Annotated in this window: 20 protein-coding genes; 17 read left to right on the forward strand and 3 right to left on the reverse strand. The window is 69.4% G+C overall.

The features are described 5' to 3' along the window. Nucleotides 1-6: 6 nt before the first annotated feature. A complete protein-coding gene (locus A3CE_RS0119970) occupies nt 7-825 on the reverse strand; it encodes a helix-turn-helix domain-containing protein (RefSeq protein ID WP_245589557.1) in 819 nt (272 codons plus the stop codon). 119 nt (nt 826-944) lie between these two features. On the opposite strand from A3CE_RS0119970, the gene A3CE_RS0119975 reads away from it, so the two are divergent. Genes A3CE_RS0119975 through A3CE_RS53565 form a run of 4 tightly spaced genes read left to right on the forward strand, consistent with a single transcriptional unit; the run spans nt 945 to nt 4,640 of the window. Continuing rightward, nucleotides 945-1,511: an ArsR/SmtB family transcription factor gene (locus A3CE_RS0119975; RefSeq protein WP_020641881.1), complete on the forward strand. Its 567-nt coding sequence runs from the start codon at nt 945-947 to the stop codon at nt 1,509-1,511. Between the two features lie 21 nt (nt 1,512-1,532). Beyond that, a complete protein-coding gene (locus A3CE_RS0119980) occupies nt 1,533-2,816 on the forward strand; it encodes an alpha/beta hydrolase family protein (protein ID WP_245589558.1) in 1,284 nt (427 codons plus the stop codon). 46 nt (nt 2,817-2,862) lie between these two features. After that, nucleotides 2,863-3,459, forward strand: coding sequence for an RNA polymerase sigma factor (locus A3CE_RS0119985; RefSeq protein ID WP_020641883.1), 597 nt, complete (start codon nt 2,863-2,865; stop codon nt 3,457-3,459). Beyond that, nucleotides 3,456-4,640: a CU044_5270 family protein gene (locus A3CE_RS53565; RefSeq protein ID WP_020641884.1), complete on the forward strand. Its 1,185-nt coding sequence runs from the start codon at nt 3,456-3,458 to the stop codon at nt 4,638-4,640. Before A3CE_RS0119985 ends, A3CE_RS53565 begins: the two co-directional genes overlap by 4 nt. Before the next feature lie 123 nt (nt 4,641-4,763). On the opposite strand, the gene radA is transcribed toward A3CE_RS53565, so the two are convergent. Next, complete coding sequence (gene radA / locus A3CE_RS0119995; RefSeq protein WP_020641885.1) at nt 4,764-6,122, reverse strand: DNA repair protein RadA; 1,359 nt, start codon at nt 6,120-6,122, stop codon at nt 4,764-4,766. Nucleotides 6,123-6,161: 39 nt separating this feature from the next. Next, complete coding sequence (locus A3CE_RS0120000) at nt 6,162-6,845, reverse strand: copper chaperone PCu(A)C (protein ID WP_020641886.1); 684 nt, start codon at nt 6,843-6,845, stop codon at nt 6,162-6,164. A 286-nt stretch (nt 6,846-7,131) separates the two neighbouring features. Here A3CE_RS0120000 and A3CE_RS0120005 point away from each other — a divergent pair, with 286 nt between their 5' ends. From A3CE_RS0120005 to A3CE_RS0120065, 13 genes are all read left to right on the forward strand, one after another. After that, complete coding sequence (locus tag A3CE_RS0120005; RefSeq protein WP_004559016.1) at nt 7,132-7,623, forward strand: CarD family transcriptional regulator; 492 nt, start codon at nt 7,132-7,134, stop codon at nt 7,621-7,623. A gap of 145 nt (nt 7,624-7,768) precedes the next feature. After that, nucleotides 7,769-8,392, forward strand: a complete 624-nt coding sequence (locus A3CE_RS0120010) for an IspD/TarI family cytidylyltransferase (RefSeq protein WP_020641887.1) — start codon at nt 7,769-7,771, stop codon at nt 8,390-8,392. After that, on the forward strand, nt 8,389-8,856 hold the full coding sequence (gene ispF, locus A3CE_RS0120015; RefSeq protein WP_020641888.1) for a 2-C-methyl-D-erythritol 2,4-cyclodiphosphate synthase: 468 nt from the start codon (nt 8,389-8,391) through the stop codon (nt 8,854-8,856). Before A3CE_RS0120010 ends, ispF begins: the two co-directional genes overlap by 4 nt. An 11-nt stretch (nt 8,857-8,867) precedes the next feature. Next, nucleotides 8,868-9,245, forward strand: coding sequence for a PPOX class F420-dependent oxidoreductase (locus A3CE_RS51405; RefSeq protein ID WP_245589810.1), 378 nt, complete (start codon nt 8,868-8,870; stop codon nt 9,243-9,245). Nucleotides 9,246-9,255: 10 nt separating this feature from the next. Further along, entirely contained in the window at nt 9,256-9,651 is a 396-nt protein-coding gene (locus A3CE_RS0120025) for a PPOX class F420-dependent oxidoreductase (RefSeq protein WP_020641890.1), read from the forward strand. 57 nt (nt 9,652-9,708) lie between these two features. Continuing rightward, complete coding sequence (locus A3CE_RS0120030; RefSeq protein WP_020641891.1) at nt 9,709-10,395, forward strand: HAD family hydrolase; 687 nt, start codon at nt 9,709-9,711, stop codon at nt 10,393-10,395. 42 nt (nt 10,396-10,437) lie between these two features. Continuing rightward, a complete protein-coding gene (gene cysS / locus A3CE_RS0120035; RefSeq protein ID WP_043790951.1) occupies nt 10,438-11,826 on the forward strand; it encodes a cysteine--tRNA ligase in 1,389 nt (462 codons plus the stop codon). 29 nt (nt 11,827-11,855) lie between these two features. Next, nucleotides 11,856-12,812 (forward strand): 23S rRNA (guanosine(2251)-2'-O)-methyltransferase RlmB, encoded by a 957-nt coding sequence (rlmB, locus tag A3CE_RS0120040; protein WP_020641893.1) that lies wholly within the window; start codon nt 11,856-11,858, stop codon nt 12,810-12,812. Nucleotides 12,813-12,905: 93 nt separating this feature from the next. Then, nucleotides 12,906-14,339 carry an MBOAT family O-acyltransferase gene (locus A3CE_RS0120045; protein WP_020641894.1) on the forward strand — a complete coding sequence of 478 codons (1,434 nt, stop codon included), beginning with the start codon at nt 12,906-12,908 and terminating at the stop codon, nt 14,337-14,339. An 86-nt stretch (nt 14,340-14,425) separates the two neighbouring features. Next, the gene (locus A3CE_RS0120050) at nt 14,426-15,751 is read left to right on the forward strand and encodes a hypothetical protein (RefSeq protein WP_125591923.1); all 1,326 of its coding nucleotides are present in this window, start codon (nt 14,426-14,428) and stop codon (nt 15,749-15,751) included. A 152-nt stretch (nt 15,752-15,903) separates the two neighbouring features. Then, nucleotides 15,904-16,485 carry a transglutaminase-like domain-containing protein gene (locus tag A3CE_RS0120055; protein ID WP_020641896.1) on the forward strand — a complete coding sequence of 194 codons (582 nt, stop codon included), beginning with the start codon at nt 15,904-15,906 and terminating at the stop codon, nt 16,483-16,485. A 183-nt stretch (nt 16,486-16,668) separates the two neighbouring features. Next, nucleotides 16,669-17,682: a hypothetical protein gene (locus A3CE_RS0120060; protein WP_020641897.1), complete on the forward strand. Its 1,014-nt coding sequence runs from the start codon at nt 16,669-16,671 to the stop codon at nt 17,680-17,682. Nucleotides 17,683-17,684: 2 nt separating this feature from the next. Further along, nucleotides 17,685-18,323, forward strand: a complete 639-nt coding sequence (locus A3CE_RS0120065; protein WP_020641898.1) for a hypothetical protein — start codon at nt 17,685-17,687, stop codon at nt 18,321-18,323. The last annotated feature ends 20 nt before the right edge of the window (nt 18,324-18,343 follow it).

The raw sequence follows: 18,343 nt of genomic DNA on the forward strand, positions 1-18,343 counted from the left end.
TCCCGGTCAGAGCCGTTCGATCAGCGCGATCGAATCCTCCTCGTCCAGGGCCCGATCGGCGAAATCCTTGAAGGCCAGCTTAGCAGCGGAGACCTCGTCCCTTTTCTCAACGTGAACCGAGCCGAAGATGTGCTCGACATAGGCGATATCCGGTTCCTCGGGGTCGTCGAAGCTGGCGATGATGAGGTTGCCGTTCTGCCCGTCGTAGGCGCCAACGTCCCCCGGCACCACCTGCAAGGTCACGTTCGGCAGCTGAGCCCGCTCGACCAGGTGCCGCAACTGCTCCTTCCTCTCCGCCTGCCCGAGAATCGGCTTCCGGAGCGCATACTCGTCGATGATCGCGTGGAACTTCAGGATCGGATCCACGGTGAGCCGCAACTGCCGCCGGAGCCGCACCGCGACCTGGTTCTCCAGCACCTTCGGCTTCATCGGCACCCGCGCCGCCGCGAAGACCTCGCGCATGTACGCCTCGGTCTGCAGCAGTCCGGGGATGTAGCCGAACTGGAAGACCTTCACCGCACTGGCCTCCGCCTCGATGGGCAGGAAGCCGCGATTGCCGACCCCGTAGTGGTGCCACCAGCCCTTCTCCTTGGCGCGGTCGAAGGCGGCGATGTACTCGTCCCAGTCCGAGACGATCACCCCGTACCGGTCCAGCAGCGCGCGAAAGTCGTGATAAGGCGGCAGGTACCCCGACTCGATGCGCGACATCTTGCTCGTCGACATGCGCAGCGGCTTGCCCGCCTCGTCCTGGGTCATGCCGAGCCGTTCACGCATCCGCTTCAGCTGTCGACCCATCTGCCGCGCCGGCAGGTTCGGCTCACTCACGTCCACTGACCCCTCGGAACCACATGGGCACGGATAGTAAGCCGCGGGTCCGGCGATCTGGGATTCCTACGTGCATAGATTTCTTTGCATAACTTCCTTTGCACGGCTACTGTGGCGTCATGACCAGCGCTCCACCACCCGAAGAACTGGACCCGGACGCCCTCAAGGCCGTCGTGCACCCGCTGCGCCGCCGGATACTCGGCGTGTTGTCGGCGGGCCCGGCGACGGCCACGAAGCTCGCCAAGGCCCTGGGCGAGAACACCGGCGCGACCAGCTACCACCTGCGGGAGCTGGCGCGGTTCGGGTTCGTCGAGGACGTCCCCGAGCTGGCGCGGGGCAAGGAACGGTGGTGGCGGACGCGGCCACGGGACATCCGCTGGCCGCGCCGCAGCTCGCAGAGCGCCGAATCCCGGGTGCTGTTCGACGACATGCAGCGTCAGGGATTCGAGGAAGACCTCGAAAAGCTCAACCGGTTCGCGGAAAAGCGCGACGAGCTGCCCGGCGACTGGCCGGACGCACTGCTCTACGCGCGCGGCGGCACCTGGCTCACCGCCGAGGAGCTGCACCAGTTCTGGAACGACTACATGGAGCTGTTCCGCCGGTACTGGCGCGCCGAGGAAGACCGGTCACCGGAAGCGCGGCGTGTGCTCGTGCGCCTGCTCGCGTTCCCGGAACCAGGGGAATGACAGGACAACAGGGGGTTTCACATGAGAAGAGGGGCTCTATTGGCCGGGGTGATCCTGGCCGTCACGACGTTGGCGCCGCCGGCTTCGGCCGCGGACGGCGACGTGACTTTCCAGAACGGCGGGGTGACGTTGCACGGCACCGTCGTCGCACCACCCGGCGCCGCGAGGCTACCGGGCCTGGTGATGGTCCACGGCTCGGGGGCGCACAGCCGGGAGGACTACCGCGACCAGGCGGAAGCCTTTGCGCGGCAAGGGATCGCGACGCTCATCTACGACAAGCGGACCGAGGGCTACTCGCAGTTCGAACGCTCGTACCCGACGCTCGCGGACGACGCCCTCGCCGCCGTCGAGGCGCTGCGGAAGCGGCCCGAGGTCGACCCGGCGAGAGTCGGTGTCTGGGGGTTGAGCGAAGGGGGCTGGGTGGCGCCTCTCGCCGCGTCGAAGTCTTCGGACGTCGCTTTCGTCGTGACGCTGGGGGCGAACGGCGTCCAGCCCGCGCGACAGCAGGCGTGGGCGATCGAGAACCAGCTGCGGCGCCTGGACATGGACGGTTCGATCGTGCGGATGGCGTCGTCGACGATGATCCGCCAGCTCGTCGGCGGCGGCGTGTTCCCCGAGGCGCACTACGACCCGGTGCCGGTGCTGCAGAGCCTGCGTCAGCCGGTGCTCGGGCTGTGGGGCGCGAAGGACGTGCTGACACCGCCGGGCGAGGCCGTCCGGATCTTCCGGGACTCCGTCGCGCACCACACGCTGCGGGTCTTTCCGGACGCCCAGCACCAGTTGCGGCGCACCACGGACGGCTTCGACAAGCTGCCCGGCTACGCACCGGGCTACCTGGAGCTGGTTGGCACGTGGGTGCACGACCTGCCCGCGACGTCGAGTGCCGACCAACCACCGGCGCAGGACCGGCAGAGCGTCGAGATCACGCCGTTGCACTGGGCCGAGTCGAGCTGGCTGCAGCTCGCGGCGCCGGCGTTCCTGCTGCTGGCGTTCGGCTGGGGACTGGTCCGCGGTGGCGCGCGTCCGGCCCGCTGGCTGGCGGCGACGGGGTTGCTCGCGGTGCTCGGGTTCGTGGTCGTCGACGTGCTGCTCCAGACGACGATGGGCAAGGGGCTGGGCCCGGTCGTCGCGGGCCGTCCGCTGCCGTGGCTGGCGGTGCAGCTGCTGTCGGTCGGCGCGGTGGCGGCGGCGATCGGCACGGCGGTGGCGTGGTGGCGCAACCGCACCCTGCGGCTGGGCCTGCCGCTCGCGGGCGGCGTGGTGTTCGTCCCGTGGGCGATCTACTGGGGGCTGCTGATCCCCTGAAGTAAGTTGCCGTGAACGCGCGCGGGGCCTGCGGGCAACAGGGGGTATGCAGGTGATCCAAGAAGGCGCCGAGGTCTGGGGCGACGACCGTCCCGACCTCGGCGGCCTCGATCCCGGGCCGGCGTTCGCCCGGCTCTTCGACGTCCACGCCCCGCAGCTGCGCCGGTACCTCGCGCGGCGCGTCGGGCCCGAAACCGCGAACGACCTCGTCGCCGAGACGTTCCTCGTGGCTTTGCGCCGCCGGGAGAGCTACCGGCCGGAGCTCGGCACCGCCCGCTCGTGGCTCTACGGCATCGCGACGAACCTGGTGCGCCACCAGGTGCGTTCCGAGCTGCGGGGCCTGCAGGCGACCGCGCGGCTCGCGCACGCCGGCGAGCTCAGCCACGCGGCGCACGACGGCCGCGTCGCCGAGCAAGTCGACGCCCAGACACGCGCGGCGCAGCTGGCCGGGGCGTTGGCGCAGCTCAACCCGGCCGACCGCGACACGCTCCTGCTCGTCTCGTGGGCCGGGCTCGACCCCGCCGAGGTCGCGCAGGTCCTCGGCATCCCGCCGGGCACCGTCCGGTCCCGGCTCCACCGGATCCGGCGCTGGCTGCGGGCCAACGCCCCGGCCCAGAACACGAAGGAGGCGCAGACCTCGTGACAGAGAAGAACGTCCACCCGATCTGGTCCGACGCCGAGCTGGACGCAGCGCTCGCGGACCTCCACGGCAACCCGGGTCCCGACGACGGCCTCGCCTTCGCGCGGGCGTCGCTGGTGGCGGCGGCCGGCACGCCGCTCGACGAAAGCCCCTTTCACCAGGCGCCGCCGGCGCCGCGGAAGTCCCGCGGCTCGTGGCGCTGGATCTCGGTGGCGGCCGCGGTCGCCGCGCTGACCGCCGGCCTGATCGTCGTCACCAACCACACGCCGGGCACCGTCACTCCGGCCGCCACGGCCCAGGCCCCGGGTCTCGACCAGCTGAAGGGCGTGGACCTCCCGACCGGCCCGGCCGGCTTCTTCCACACGACCATGTCGTCCTGGAGCGCGACCGACCACGGGCCGGACGGAAAGCCGGACCTCTTCTTGGGAACACAGACCGACGTGTGGGTGGCGGTCGACACGGCCGCGAAGTGGCGCCGGCATTCTTGGTTCACGAACAGCCCGGCCGGCCTGCAGGTCCCCACACCGCACAAGGAGCCGGTGCCGACGACAGCGACCGACGTGAACGGCCCCGGCGGGATGTTCCCCGACGTCCAGGAGTACTACCAGGGGCAGGAATTCAAGGGCTCGTGGGACACGCCGACCGCGCCGTTCCTCGCCGCCCTGCCGGCCGACGTCAAGGTGCTGCGCGAGCGGCTGGTCAACGACCAGGGCTCGATGTCGACCGCCCTCCACCCGGGCAAGCCGAACAGCCCGGGCATGTCGATCCAGATGGTCCGGCGGGTGCTGGAGCTCGGCGTGGTCCGCGGCGACGTCCGGGTCGCGCTCTGGCGGGCACTGGCCCAGGTGCCCGGCATCGTGACCGCCCCGGGCAAGGCGGGCCCGGACGGCCGGACCGGCATCGGGTTCACGGCGGACGGCACCGGCGAGACACTCATCGCCGACCTGCAGACGGCCCAGCTCATCGGCTACACGGTGCCCCCGAAACCGTCGAAGCCGTCGAGCCAGCCGAAGCAGGCGACCACCACGATCCCTTCGACCACGCCCGGCTCCAGCTCGACGACCTCCCAGACGTCGCAGCCACAGGCCGGTACCACCAGCAAGGCGGCTCCGGGACCGACCGGATCGGCGCGGAACGAACTCGAGACGATCTACACGTACTCGGTGACCCCGACCGACCGCTGAAAATCCTCACTGAAGTCCGTGAATGGCACATTGAGGGACTTGAAGTCCCTCAATGTGCCATTCACGGACTCGGCGGATGCTGATCTGCTGACCGGAGGACACTCCTGGGGGTGCGTCCTCCGGTCAGCGGGCGTGGTTGGCCGCGTTCAGCGCGTCGGCGACGTTCGAGACCTCCAGCACCCGGATCCCCGCCGGCGGCTTGCCCGAATCCGGCGGCACCAGCGCGTGCGTGAAGCCCAGCCGCGCCGCCTCGGCGAGCCGACGGCCCACGCTCGGCACCCGCCGGATCTCCCCCGCCAGCCCGACCTCGCCCACCGACACCAGCCGAGGCGACAGGGCGACGTCCTCGAAGCTCGACGTCAGCGCCAGCACCAGCGCCAGGTCGATGCCCGGTTCGGTGATCTTCATGCCGCCGACCGTGGCCGTGTAGACGTCCTTGTCGCCGAGCTTCAGCCCGCCGCGCTTCTCCAGCACCGCCAGGACCATCGCCACCCGGGCGGAGTCGAGACCGCTGACCGCGCGCCGCGGCTGGGGCGCCGACGTCGACGACACCAGCGCCTGGACCTCGCCCAGCAGCGGCCGCTTGCCCTCCATCGACACCGTGATCGCCGTGCCGGGCACCGGCTCCGCCGTGCGGCTGATGAACAGACCCGACGGGTCGGGCACCCCGACGATGCCTTCCTCCTGCAGCTCGAAGCAGCCGATTTCGTCGGACGCGCCGAACCGGTTCTTGATGCCGCGCAGCATCCGCAGCGTCGAGTGCTTGTCGCCCTCGAACTGCAGCACGACGTCCACCAGGTGCTCCAGTACGCGCGGGCCGGCCACCGAGCCGTCCTTCGTGACGTGCCCCACGAGCACGACCGGCAGCCCGCGTTCCTTCGCCAGCGCGACCAGCCCGGAGGTCACCGCGCGGACCTGCGTCACGCCGCCGGGTGAGCCGTCGACCTGTGGGGACGCCATCGTCTGCACCGAGTCGACGATCAGCATCCCCGGCTTGACGTCGTCGACGTGCCCGAGGATGGCCGAAAGGTCGCTCTCGGCGGCCAGGTACATCAGGTCGTGGACGTTGCCCGTGCGCTCGGCGCGCAACCGGACCTGGCCCGCGGACTCCTCGCCCGTGACGTACAGCGACCGGTCGACGGTCTTGGCCCACTGGTAGGCGACCTCGAGCAGCAATGTCGACTTGCCGACACCCGGCTCACCGGCGAGCAGCACCACCGCACCCGGCACCAGGCCGCCGCCGAGCACGCGGTCCAGCTCGGAGACGCCGGTGCGGCGCGCCCGCGCCGCTTCGACGTCGACCTCGCCGATCGGCCGCGCGGGAGCGCTCGGCGCCCCGGCCGCGACGCGCTGGATGGCCGGCCTGGCCGGCGCCCCGCGCTCCTCGAACGAGCCCCACTCCTGGCACTCCGGACACCGGCCCAGCCACTTGGCCGCTTCGTGACCGCAGCTTCCGCAGCGGTAGGTGGTCCCCTTCTTCACCCCGCGAGGCTATCGGCGACCACCGACAAAACCGGGGACCTAGTCCTTGACGTGCGCCGGCGCCGCCACGGGCAGCTCGACGGTGATCGGTCCGGCGTTCTTGAAGACGAAGGTGACCTTGATGACCTGACCCGGCCACAGCGGCTGCTTCAGCGCGGCGAGCGTCACGGTGCCCTGGCCGACGACCTCGGGCGCGGCCGGCGTCGCGGTCGCTCCGGCCGGCGGGACCTCGGACGTCGAGGTCGCGGTGGAGCTGCTGGTCCCCGAGCTGGTGCCGGTCGGGGTGGCGGGCGAGGTCGGGGCACCCGAGGACGAGGTCGGCGCGCTCGGGGAGGTGGTCTGCACCTCGTTGGTGGACTCGACGGCGTTGTCCGGGCCGATCACGAGGGAGTGGGCGGCGACGATGTCCTTGGAGCCGGCGATGGTCGCCTGGCCGCCACCCTCGGTCGTCACGGAGACGAGCGAGTCGTCCTGGGTGCCGAGGTTCACGATCGTCAGGCTCAGCGCCGGGGTCGCGCCGGCCGGGTAGCCCGGGCCGGAGGTGGGGTACTGCACCGCGGCGTTGCGCAGCGCGATGTCCTTGACCTGGGCGTGCGTACCGTTGACCGCGGCCTGCTGCGACGCGGTCTGGGTGATCTGACCGGCCCCGCACCCGGCGAGCACGAGCGCGGCACCGAGGGCCAGCGCGGCCGCGCCGAGCACCCGGCGATTCTGCAGCCTCACGTCGCAGTCCTTCCCTTTTCACGGCCTCGTCACCGCGAAGACTAGCCGGGCGCGATCACCCGGGCCGAACCGGTCCGCGTTGCCGCGGCGCGGCGCCCAAGATCAACCGTCCACAAAGGATTTCGAGCCCTGTGACGAAACGCTTCCCCGCTACCAGCGTGAGCACGGGGGTCCGACGTTTGTCAACCCCCGCTCAGGCCGCTGACCTGCGAGGACGAGTCCGGCCCGCTAGGTGGGCACTGGCGGACCGTGCTAGGATGGGGTCAGCGAAAGGGGCAGAGGACACATGGTTTTCAAGGTCGGAGAGACCGTCGTCTACCCGCACCACGGTGCCGCACTCATCGAAGCCATCGAGACCCGTGTGATCAAGGGCGAGGAAAAGAAGTACCTCGTCCTCAAGGTCGCGCAAGGGGATCTCACGGTTCGCGTGCCCGCAGACAACGCCGAAATCGTCGGCGTCCGCGATGTCGTCGGGCAAGAAGGACTGGACAAGGTCTTCGACGTTTTGCGTGCTCCGCACACCGAGGAGCCCACCAACTGGTCTCGTCGGTACAAGGCCAACCTCGAGAAGCTCGCCTCCGGCGATGTGAACAAGGTGGCCGAAGTGGTGCGCGACCTCTGGCGGCGAGAGAAGGACCGCGGACTTTCAGCCGGTGAGAAGCGCATGCTGGCGAAGGCGCGGCAAATTCTGGTCAGCGAGCTCGCGCTCGCGGAGGGCACCGACGAGGACAAGGCTGAGGTCCTCCTCGACGAAGTTCTGGAAACCGCGACGGTCTGAGAACCTTGTTCAGCCGTCGGCCGACGCCGAAGTCACCGCAGGAAGGCGACCTGCGGTCCATGGCGCCGTCCTGACCAGAATGAGGTTCTGAGCCCAGGGGCATCCCGCTCGACGGGCGGGCGGGTGCCTCTACGATCGCGAACTGATGAATGTCGTCGCGATCGTGACCGTCGCACATCATGCCTCCGACGGAGAGCTCGCTCTCACGCCGGTCCATGGTGAGCCGCTACTCACGCACACCGTGCGGGGGCTGCTCGACGTGCCGGAAATCTCTTCGGTGCTCGTGGCGGCCCCCCAGCGGTGTGCGTCGTCGTTTACCGAGGCGCTTCGCGGCCTCGGCTGCCGGGTGATCCCCGGCTCGCTCCGGCAGGCCTTCGCCGCCGTCGAGCCCGAGCTGCCCCGCGACTCCGTTGTACTCCTCCACGACGCGCTGCGAGCCTTCGTTCCTGCGCAGACGGTGCGTGACGTGCTTTTCGCGGTCCGTGACGGCGCCTCGGTCGTCGTCCCGGTGCTGCCGATGGCCGACACGGTGAAGGTGACCGACGAGAAGTCCCTGATCATCGGCACGGAGGACCGGTCGCGGCTGCGCACTGTCCAGACGCCGATCGGCTTCACGGTTTCGGCGTTCCCCTCCTCTCTTGACGCCGTGGACCTCGCCGGCGCGACGACGATCCCGGGCCACCCGGACGCGATGCGCGTCACGACGGATTTCGAACTGTCCCTGGCCGAGGCGATCGCGGCGGCACCGAAGAACGAGGAGACGCTGTGAGGATCGGCAACGGAGTCGACGTCCACCCGGTGGAGCCGGGCCGCGAGTGCTGGATGGCAGGGCTCCTGTGGCCCGACACGGACGGCTGCGCGGGCCACTCGGACGGCGACGTCGCGGCCCACGCACTGTGCGATGCGCTGCTGTCGGCGGCCGGCCTGGGCGACCTCGGCGCGGTGTTCGGCACGGGCGACCCCCGCATGGACGGCGCCCACGGGGCGGACATGCTCGCCGAGGTCAGGGCCCTGATCGAGGCGGCGGGCTGGCGGGTCGGGAACGCGTCGGTCCAGATCGTCGGCAACGCACCGCGCGTGGGGAAGCGACGCGAGGAGGCGCAGAAGGTGCTGTCGGAGGCGGTGGGCGGCCCGGTGAGCGTCTCCGGGACGACTTCGGACGGCCTGGGCCTGACGGGCCGCGGCGAGGGCATCGCGGCCTTCGCGACGGCGCTGCTGCTCGCGGCGGAATAGGCCTTCCCTCGCTGCGGCGATGTCATGAACGACTCGTTCACCTCGTCGGACGACAGGAAAGAGTCGTTCATGTCGACGGGCGAGTCGCCTCCGTCGTCTGGGTCGGCCTCGACGACGGGGAGCTCGTCTTCAGCGCCACCGAAGACCGCCGGAAGGTCCGCAACCTGCGCCGCGACCCCCGCATCAGCGTCTCGATCACCGACGCCGAGAACCCCTACCGGCACACCCAGCTGCGCGGCACCGTGACGATCACGCCCGACCCCGGCAAGGCCCTCCCGAAGACTCTGAGCCACAAGTACCTCGCCCAGGACCCGCCGCCCGAGGGTGACGACGTCCAGCGGGTGGTCGTGCGCCTCAAAGCCGGGAAAATCGCCGGCAATGTGAAATAGGGTCCAGACCATGGGTGTGACTTTCAACGAGGCCACGAAGGCTCTCTTCGACGGCAAGAACTTCCCGGTCCTCGCGACCATCAACGCCGACGGCTCGGTGCAGACCTCCGTCGTCTGGGCCAAGCGGGACGGCGACGCCGTGCTCTTCGCCACCGTCCGCGGGCGTCTCAAGGAGCGGAACATGCGGCGCGACCCGCGCATCTCGCTGTCCGTGTTCGACCTCGAGGACCCGCTCAAGTACGTGGAGATCCGCGGCCGGGCCGAGATCACCGAGGAGGGCGGCCGCGAGCTGATCAACGAGCTGTCGCACAAGTACGACGGCAAGGACTTCCGCACCGAGCCGCCCGAGATCGTCCGGGTGGTCGTGCGCGTGGTCCCGGACAAGATCACCGGCTACGCGGCGTGACGTGATGCGGATCGCGGGCGCCGCTGCGGCGCCCGCGCTCTCGCTAGGCTGGATCCCATGACGATCAGGGCGGTGTTGTTCGACTTCTCCGGCACGCTCTTCCGGCTCGAGCAGGACGAGTCCTGGCTCACCGAACTGACGAACCACGACGGCGAGCCGCTCGACATCGAGGCGCAGGCCGAGCTGATGCGCCGGATGACCGCCCCGGTCGGGCAGGTCGTCGAACTCGATGCCGAGCACCTGCACGCCTGGCACCACCGGGACCGCGACCCGGAACTGCACCGCAAGGTCTACCTCGAGGTGCTCAAGAAGTCCGGCGTCCCGCACGCCGACCAAGCCGAAGCGCTCTACGACCGGCTCATCGATCCCAGCCAGTGGACGCCCTACCCGGACGCCGAAGCTGCGCTGAAGGCCGCCGCCGAGCGAGGGCTCGAGGTCGGCGTCCTCAGCAACATCGCCTTCGACATCCGGCCCGCCTTCACCGCCCGCGGATGGGACGCCTATGTCGACGAGTTCGTGCTGTCCTTCGAGGTCGGCGCGGTCAAGCCGGAGCTGGAGATCTTCCGCACGGCCGTCCGGTCGCTCGGCGTGCCGGCCACCGAGACGCTGATGGTCGGTGACAGCGAGGAGGCCGACGGCGGCGCCCGCGCACTCGGCTGCGAGTTCGCGCTGGTCGACCCGCTGCCCACCGCCGACCGGCCGGACGCCCTGCTCACGGCGTTGCGCACCCACGGCGTCGGCTGACCGGCTGCGACGCCGCTCACGCCCACCCCGTACCCTTTGAGGGTGGCCCTTCACCTTTTCGACACAGCGACCCGGAGCGCACGGGAGTTCCACCCCGTCCGTAGCGGAACGGCGTCGATCTACGTGTGTGGTGCCACCGTGCAGGGCGTTCCCCACATCGGGCACGTGCGCGGCGTCCTGAACTACGACGTCCTGCGCCGCTGGCTCGTCCACAGTGGACTGGACGTGCTGCTGGTCCGCAACGTCACGGACATCGACGACAAGATCCTGACCAAGGCCGCCGAGAACGAGCGGCCCTGGTGGGAGTGGGGCGCGACGCACGAGCGCGCCTTCGAGACCGCGTACGAGCAGCTGGGCTGCCTGCCGCCGTCGATCAACCCGCGCGCGACCGGGCACGTCAGCCAGATGGTCGAGCTGATGGAACGCCTCATCGAGGCGGGCCACGGCTACGTCGCGGACGGCGACGTCTACTTCTCGGTGAAGTCGTTCGACGACTACGGCAAGCTGTCCGGCCAGGTCCTGGAGGACGTCCAGCAGGGCGAGACGCCGACCCGCGGCAAGCTCGACCCGCGCGACTTCACCATGTGGAAGAGCGCGAAGCCGGGCGAGCCGTCGTGGCCGACGCCGTGGGGCGACGGCCGGCCGGGCTGGCACCTCGAGTGCTCGGCGATGGCGACGGCGTACCTCGGTGCGGAGTTCGACATCCACGGCGGCGGCATCGACCTGGTCTTCCCGCACCACGAGAACGAGCGCGCCCAGTCCAACGCGGCGGGCGACCCGTTCGCGCGGTTCTGGCTGCACAACGCGTGGGTGACCATGTCGGGCGAGAAGATGTCGAAGTCGCTCGGCAACACCGTGTCGATCCCGGCGATGCTGGAGCGCTACCGGGCGCCGGAGCTGCGGTACTACCTGGTCCAGCCGCACTACCGGTCGACCATCGAGTACTCCGACGCCGCGGTCTCCGAGGCCGCGCAGGGCTACCGGCGGATCGAGACGTTCCTGCGCCGCGCCGCACAGTCGGGCTCCGTCGGCGTCGGCACGGTCCCGGAAGCGTTCGCGAACGCGCTCGACGACGACCTCGCCACCCCGCAGGCGTTCGCCGTGGTCCACACCACGGTGCGAGACGGTAACGCCGCCCTCGACGCGGGCGACACCTCAAAGGCACTCGAATTCGCCGCGGCCGTCCGCGCGATGACCGACGTGCTCGGCCTCGACCCGCTGTCCGCGCGCTGGTCCGAGGCGGGCGGTTCCGAATCGCCCACCAAAGAAGCGCTGTCCCGGATCGTCGAAGGGTTGCTGGCCGAGCGCCAGCAGGCTCGCGCCGAGAAGGACTTCGCCCGCGCGGACGCCGCCCGTGACCGCCTCCAGCAGGCGGGCATCATGGTGGAGGACACCCCCAACGGTCCTCAGTGGACTGTGAAGTCCGACTGATTTCGTTACCAAGCAAGGAAACTTTCACCATGGCAGGCAACTCGCGGCGCCAGGGCGCGATCCGCAAGACGGGCACCAAGAAGGGTGCCGTCGTCGGCTCGGGCGGTCAGCGCCGCAAGGCCCTCGAGGGCAAGGGCCCGACCCCGAAGGCGGAGGACCGCCCCGGGCACAAGGCGTACCGCTCGAACAACGCCGCGACCAAGCGCGACCAGGCGCGGCAGAAGAAGGCCGACAAGCCGGAGCTGATCGCCGGGCGCAACCCGGTGGTCGAGGCGCTGCGCGCGGACGTCCCGGCGACCGCGCTGTACGTCGCGCTGAACATCGAGATCGACGACCGCGTGAACGACGCCGTCCGGTTGGCCGGCGACAAGGGCATCTCGATCTTGGAGATCCCGCGCGAAGAGCTGGACCGCAAGACCAACCGGGCCGTGCACCAGGGCCTGGGCCTGCAGGTCCCGCCGTTCGAGTACGCCCACCCGGACGACCTGATGGCGGCGGCCCGCAACTCGGGCGAGGTGCCGCTGTTCGTCGCGCTCGACGGCGTCACGGACCCCCGCAACCTGGGCGCGGTGATCCGCTCGGCGGCCGCGTTCGGCGCGCACGGCGTGCTGCTGCCGGAGCGGCGCAGCGCGGGCATGACGGCGGTGGCGTGGCGGACGAGCGCGGGCACGGCGGCGAAGCTGCCGATCGCGGTGGCGACGAACCTGACGCGGCAGCTCAAGGCGTGGGCGAACGACGGCCTGATGCTGGTGGGCCTGGACGCGGACGGCTCGGTGGACATCGACGAGCTGGAGCTGGCGGCCGACCCGCTGGTCATCGTGCTCGGCTCGGAGGGCCGAGGCCTGTCACGCCTGGTCCGCGAGACGTGCGACGCGACGGTGTCGATCCCGATGGCGGCGGGCGTGGAGTCCCTGAACGCGTCCGTGGCGGCGGGCGTGCTGCTCGCCGAGGTGGCGCGGCGCCGCCGTCTCGCCGGGCGGATCTGAGCGCCTGGGCCGCTGAGTCCCCACCTTCACGACGACGCACCACCCGGTCGGGTTAAGGTCCCCTCGGATAAACCCGAGGGGACCTGACCACCGATGTCGTTCGTTTCGCCGCTCTTCCTGTGGTACTTCATGCCGGCGGTGCTCATCGCCGTGCTGGTGTGCCCGCGGACCTGGCGCAACGGCATCATCGCGGTCGGCAGCCTGCTGTTCTACACGATCGGCGCCGGCGCGTTCGTCTTCCTGCTGCTCGGCTGCATGGTCGTCAACTTCGCGGCCGGCCCGCTGCTGGCGCCGAGCCCGTGGGACGTCCACGGCGTGCGGCGGCGCCGGATCCTGATCGCCGTGGTCTCGCTCGACGTCACGGTGCTGCTGATCTGGAAGTACGCCGGGTTCGCGACGCAGCAGATCGCGGCGGTGGCGCACTGGTTCGGCGGGAGCGTGCCGGTCGCGAGCCTGGTGGTGCCGATCGGCATCTCGTTCTACACGTTCCACCACATCTCGTACGTGGTGGATATTTATCGAGGCGAGCGGCAGGCGCTCCGGAACCCGGTGTCGTTCGCCGCGTACATCGCGATGTTCCCGCAGCTGGTGGCCGGCCCGATCGTGAGATATCGCGAGATCGCCGACCAGCTGCCACAGCTGCGTTCCCACCGCCTCGACGACATCGCGGCGGGCTTCCCCCGGTTCGCGCTGGGGCTGTGCAAGAAGACGATCATCGCGGATTCGCTGGGCCCGCTGGTCGAGGCGTGCTTCAAGGTGCCACCGGATCAGATGACGTTCGCCACGGCGTGGCTCGGCGCGATCGGCTACACACTCCAGCTGTTCTTCGACTTCTCGGGCTATTCGGACATGGCGATCGGCCTGGGCCGCATGCTGGGTTTCAGGCTGCCGGAGAACTTCGCGCGGCCGTACTCGTCGGTGACGATCACGGAGTTCTGGCGCCGCTGGCACATGTCGCTCTCCCGCTGGTTCCGCGACTACGTGTACATCCCCCTGGGCGGCAACCGCCACGGCGCGGCCCAGACGTACCGCAACCTCTGCATAGTGTTCGTGCTGACGGGCTTCTGGCACGGCGCGCAGTGGACGTTCCTGGTGTGGGGCTGCTACCACGGCGCGTTGCTGGTGATCGAGCGCCGCTTCGGCTTCGACCTGGACCCGGCGGTGCGCTGGAAGCGGTATCTGCGCCGGGCCTTGACGATGCTGCTGGTGGTGTTCGGCTGGGTGTTCTTCCGGTCCCCGGACCTGGGCCACGCGCTCTCGATGCTGGGCCACATGCTGATCCCCGACTTCGACGGCCTCGGCGCGGGCGTGGAGCAGGCGTTCACGAACCAGCGCCTGGTCCTGCTCCTGGCGGCACTGGCGGTGTTCCTCCTGCCGGCCCACCCGGTGACGGGCCCGCTGCTGGAGTCATCCCGAAGCCGCCCGGCAACGGCAATGCGCATCGGCGTGATGACGGTGGGCCTGCTGTACGCGGCGATCCTGATCGCGACGGGCACGTTCAGCCCGTTCTTGTACTACCAGTTCTGAGCCGAATTCCGGCCGGCAAATGATATTCGACCATCCGAGTGACCACCTGTAGCAGGGTGGCCGCCATGTGCGATCCTCTTGTCGAAATGCGAGAGGGGCTCCGCGACGTGAATCCGCAGGAATCATCCGGGGAAAAGATCCCGTCGGCGGAGCTTCCTCCAGTCACGGACGAAGTGCTGATCTCGTACGCCAAAGGCCGGTTTCTGATGTCCGCGCTCGGCCTGCGATGGACGTACTACCGCCTGCTGCGCGAAAAAAGTGATCGCGATGTGCAGGCGGCGTCGACCGTGACACGAAGCCTGAAACCCGGCGATCCCGAACTTCTTCTCGACCGGATACGGGACTCGACGCTCCGAGTCGGCGGGTACCAGATTTGGGGCGACGTCCAGAAGGGCGACGAGATCGTGGACAGGGCAGTCGCTTTCGTCATCGTCGCGGTATTGTCGAGCACTCTCGGCGAAACGCTGTTCTACGTCGACGGTTCGTTCTGGCGCAGGCTCCTGTACGCCGTTGTCGCCCTCTTGACCGCCCTCGTCGTCACCGCGATCGGTCTTGTCCTGTCCGGTGCTCGCGCACCGACGTCACGCATGGCCAGAACCCTGTCCGGGCTACTCGGCTTGGGTGCGCTCACGGGCGCGGCGTGGTGGCTGTTGCGTTGGCAGTCGGTCTGGGGCCTCGGGCTGTCCTCGGGCATCTTCAACGCGGCCGCCGCCCTGTTCGCACTCGGGCTTCTTCGCCAGATCGGCAATGCGCTGGTCGAGGCCGCCTACCGCATCTCCTGGAGCAGGTGGACAACCGACGAGATCATCCAGACGCTGGCCGGGACGCACTGGAACCTGCTCAATGTCCCGGAACCGGATTGCTTCCCGATCGCTTCGCACTACCTCGAGCACGTCGCCGGCTGCATCGAACGTTTTCTGCCCCGAATCCTGACCTTGACCTTCACCCCCACGAACAGCTCGTCGATCACTCAGCACACCCAGCGGGAATTCGCGGAGATCGCCGCACGGATACGGCTTCTGGCCAAGGAGTGCCTCTTGCCGACGGCGACCACCCGGGCGTCCGTCGCGGACAAGGTGGCGAACCTGCTGATCAGCGCCGCGCAGGGAAGGTGGGGCGAGTGGGAGACCAGCCCGGTGGAAGAGATCGAACGAGCCGCCCGCTGGCGGTCGTGGATTTCCGGGGCACTGCGGTTCGGGCTGGGCCTGCTTCCCCTCGTCCTGGTCACCCTGGGCGCGCTCTACCTGTACCGGACCAACCCGGCGTCACCCTTGCTCAAAGCCGAAGTGCTGGCTCCCGTCCTGGTGGCCACGCTCGGCTTCTTCACCGCCTCGCTCAGCTCCGGTTTCACCTCGGAGAAGGAGAAGGCCGGGCGACGTCCGAAAGCCTTCCGCGTCCGCGGCCGATCTTGAGCCTCCGGGCTCACCACAAGACCCACCTTCCCGCCGGACTGCGCCGGACCGGCTTTCCGCCCGACTTTTACGTTCCGTAATCGGCAAGTGCGGAGCGTGGCCGCCTCGAAAACGGGTCTCGCCCGAATGGCCGAGCCTGTCAGGATGCGTGGATGAACCCCAGGCCGACGCCGACGTCCGATCGGATCAGCGACTACCTCGCCGCCGATGCCGTCGTCGATCACCAGCACCCGGCGATCCGCGCCCAGGCCGACGCTCTGCGCGCGAAGGGCGACGACCCCGTCGGAAGCGCGAAAGCCGCGTTCCTCTTCGTCCGGGACGAGGTCGAGCACGTGATCGACGCCGGGGATCCGCGTGTCACCTCGCGCGCTTCGGACGTGCTGCGCGAGCGCGTCGGGATCTGCCACGCGAAGGCGCACCTGCTCGCCGCTTTGCTTCGGGCACAAGGGATTCCGGCCGGGTTCTGCTACCAGGAACTCTCCGCGCTGCACGGGCTGAATGCCGTGTATCTGCACAGCAAGTGGTCACGGCTGGACGCCCGCGGCAACCGCACCGGCGCCGGCGGGGAGTTTTCGCTCCACGAAGAAAAACTGGCCTGGCCGGTCGACGCGGCGAAGGACGAACGCGATCACCCGGAGATCCACCCGGCACCCGCGCCGGTCGTCGTGGATTTCCTGAAGACCGTCCAACCCGGGCCCGGCTGGTACGAAAACGGGCTCCCGGCGGCACTTTGACCGGGATTTTTCGCTATTTTCGGAAAACCGGGCGACCAGGTGAATTATTGCCCAGAGTGACGTCTGTCCGTCAGCAGTGTCCCCCGAACTTCTTATTTCGCACACCCTCCGAGGCGCGTAAAGTAACTCCCCGCGCTCGAACAGACACTTTCTGCTCTCGTCCGTTCGGGTGATTCAAGGGAGGTGAAGCACGTGGCCGCGGCTGGCGGACACCTCCGCCGTACCCCACTGCAGGAGATCTTCTGGACCAGGACGAGCCTGCTCCTCACGGTGCTCGTCGTGGTCGCCGGCCTGAGCCTGTGGATCGCCGGCCTGATGGAGCCCGGCACCGGCAAGAACCTGGTGACGTCGCTGGGCACCGGCACCCTGATCTCCGCCATCGTCGGGTTCGGCCAGACGCTGATCACCGCCAGCGCGTCGCAACGAGCGCTGGTGACGCCGGTGATCGAAGAGAGCAGGCGCGCGCTGGAAGACCTCAGCGCCGAATACCGGGCGCTGAACAAGGAGTTCTTCCCCACCGACGTCTTCGAGGCGACCACCGACCCCGACCCCGCGTTCAACCGCGCGCTGATGGCCGACCTCGACGCGACCCGGCAGTACTTCTTCCGCGGCTTCTCCGGCCGGCACGCGGCCGCGCGCCTGCTGCTTTCCCGCACCGAACGGGAACTGCGGGCCGTCATCGCCGATCCGCGCGACGCGAGCTCGATCAGCGGGCGCGCCCGCTACCTGCTGCGCCGCGAGGCGGCCGACGTCGACTACGAACAGATCCAGACCCGGCTCGACGAAGAGATCCGGATCGGGCTCGTCGGCCTCTTCCTGGCGCGCAGCCGCTGCGCGCAGGTCGACATCACCGTGGTCGCCGACCCGCCGCTGGACCGGCTCGAGATGTTCGACGACAGCGTGTGGGTGTCGCTCTACAGCGACGTCCGCGGCGCCACGAAGCTCTACCCGCGGTCCCTGCGATTCACCGAAGGTTCCTTCCTCTACAACATGGAACGCGCCGAATTCGTGCGCGTCTCGCAGTCCCGGACCGGCCGCCACTTCCGCATCACGTCCGCGACGACACGGACGGATTTCCTGGCGCTGTTCGAGAAGATCACCGGATCTCCGTTGTCCGAGGAGCAGTTCCGCGAGCTGGAGGGCAAGTTCCACGCCTTCCGCGCGGAGTTCTCCGCAGTCGCCGAGCTAGGGAGCTGACCTTGCTCACCCGCCTGTCCCCCCTCACCGAACTGGCCACGCGCCTGCGCACGGCCAGGTTCCCGCTCGCCGCGGACTGGCGCGCGGTCGACGGCTGGTTCCGGCCGTGGGCCGCCCAGGCCGGGCTGCGGGAGGAGCTGCGCACACAGCTCCGCACGCTGTCCGCCGCGCAGGCGGCCAAGGTGCTGCGCTCGTCACGGGAAACGACCACCCACTTCGCCTGGTGCCTGCTCGACGCGCCGCTGGACCCGTTTTCCTTCTGGCTGCACGAATACAAGGCCCAGGAAGACTGGCGCGAAGGTTACGCGGATTCCGTGCACAACCACAGGTATCACTTCTGCACCACCATCCTCCGTGGTGACTACCTGCACGAGAGATACGAGACGACGATCGACGCCGGCACCGGGCTGATCGCGTCCGCGCGGCTGCGCCGCCGGACGCTGTGCGCGGCCGGGACCTGCGCCACCATGCTGGCCGACGAATTCCACCGGATTCCCGAGGCGGCCGCCGGAACGATGACTTTCCTCGTGAAATCACGCCCGGTGAGCAGTTTCAGCCTTTCGTTCGACCCAGCCAGCGGAATCGGTCACCGGCACGTTCCGACAGAGGTCCGATTGGGGGAATTGGCCGACCGCATCTAGCTACACACCGGCGTCAGCGG

Origin of the sequence: Amycolatopsis balhimycina FH 1894 (assembly GCF_000384295.1) — a bacterium.
Taxonomy (GTDB): Bacteria; Actinomycetota; Actinomycetes; order Mycobacteriales; family Pseudonocardiaceae; genus Amycolatopsis; species Amycolatopsis balhimycina.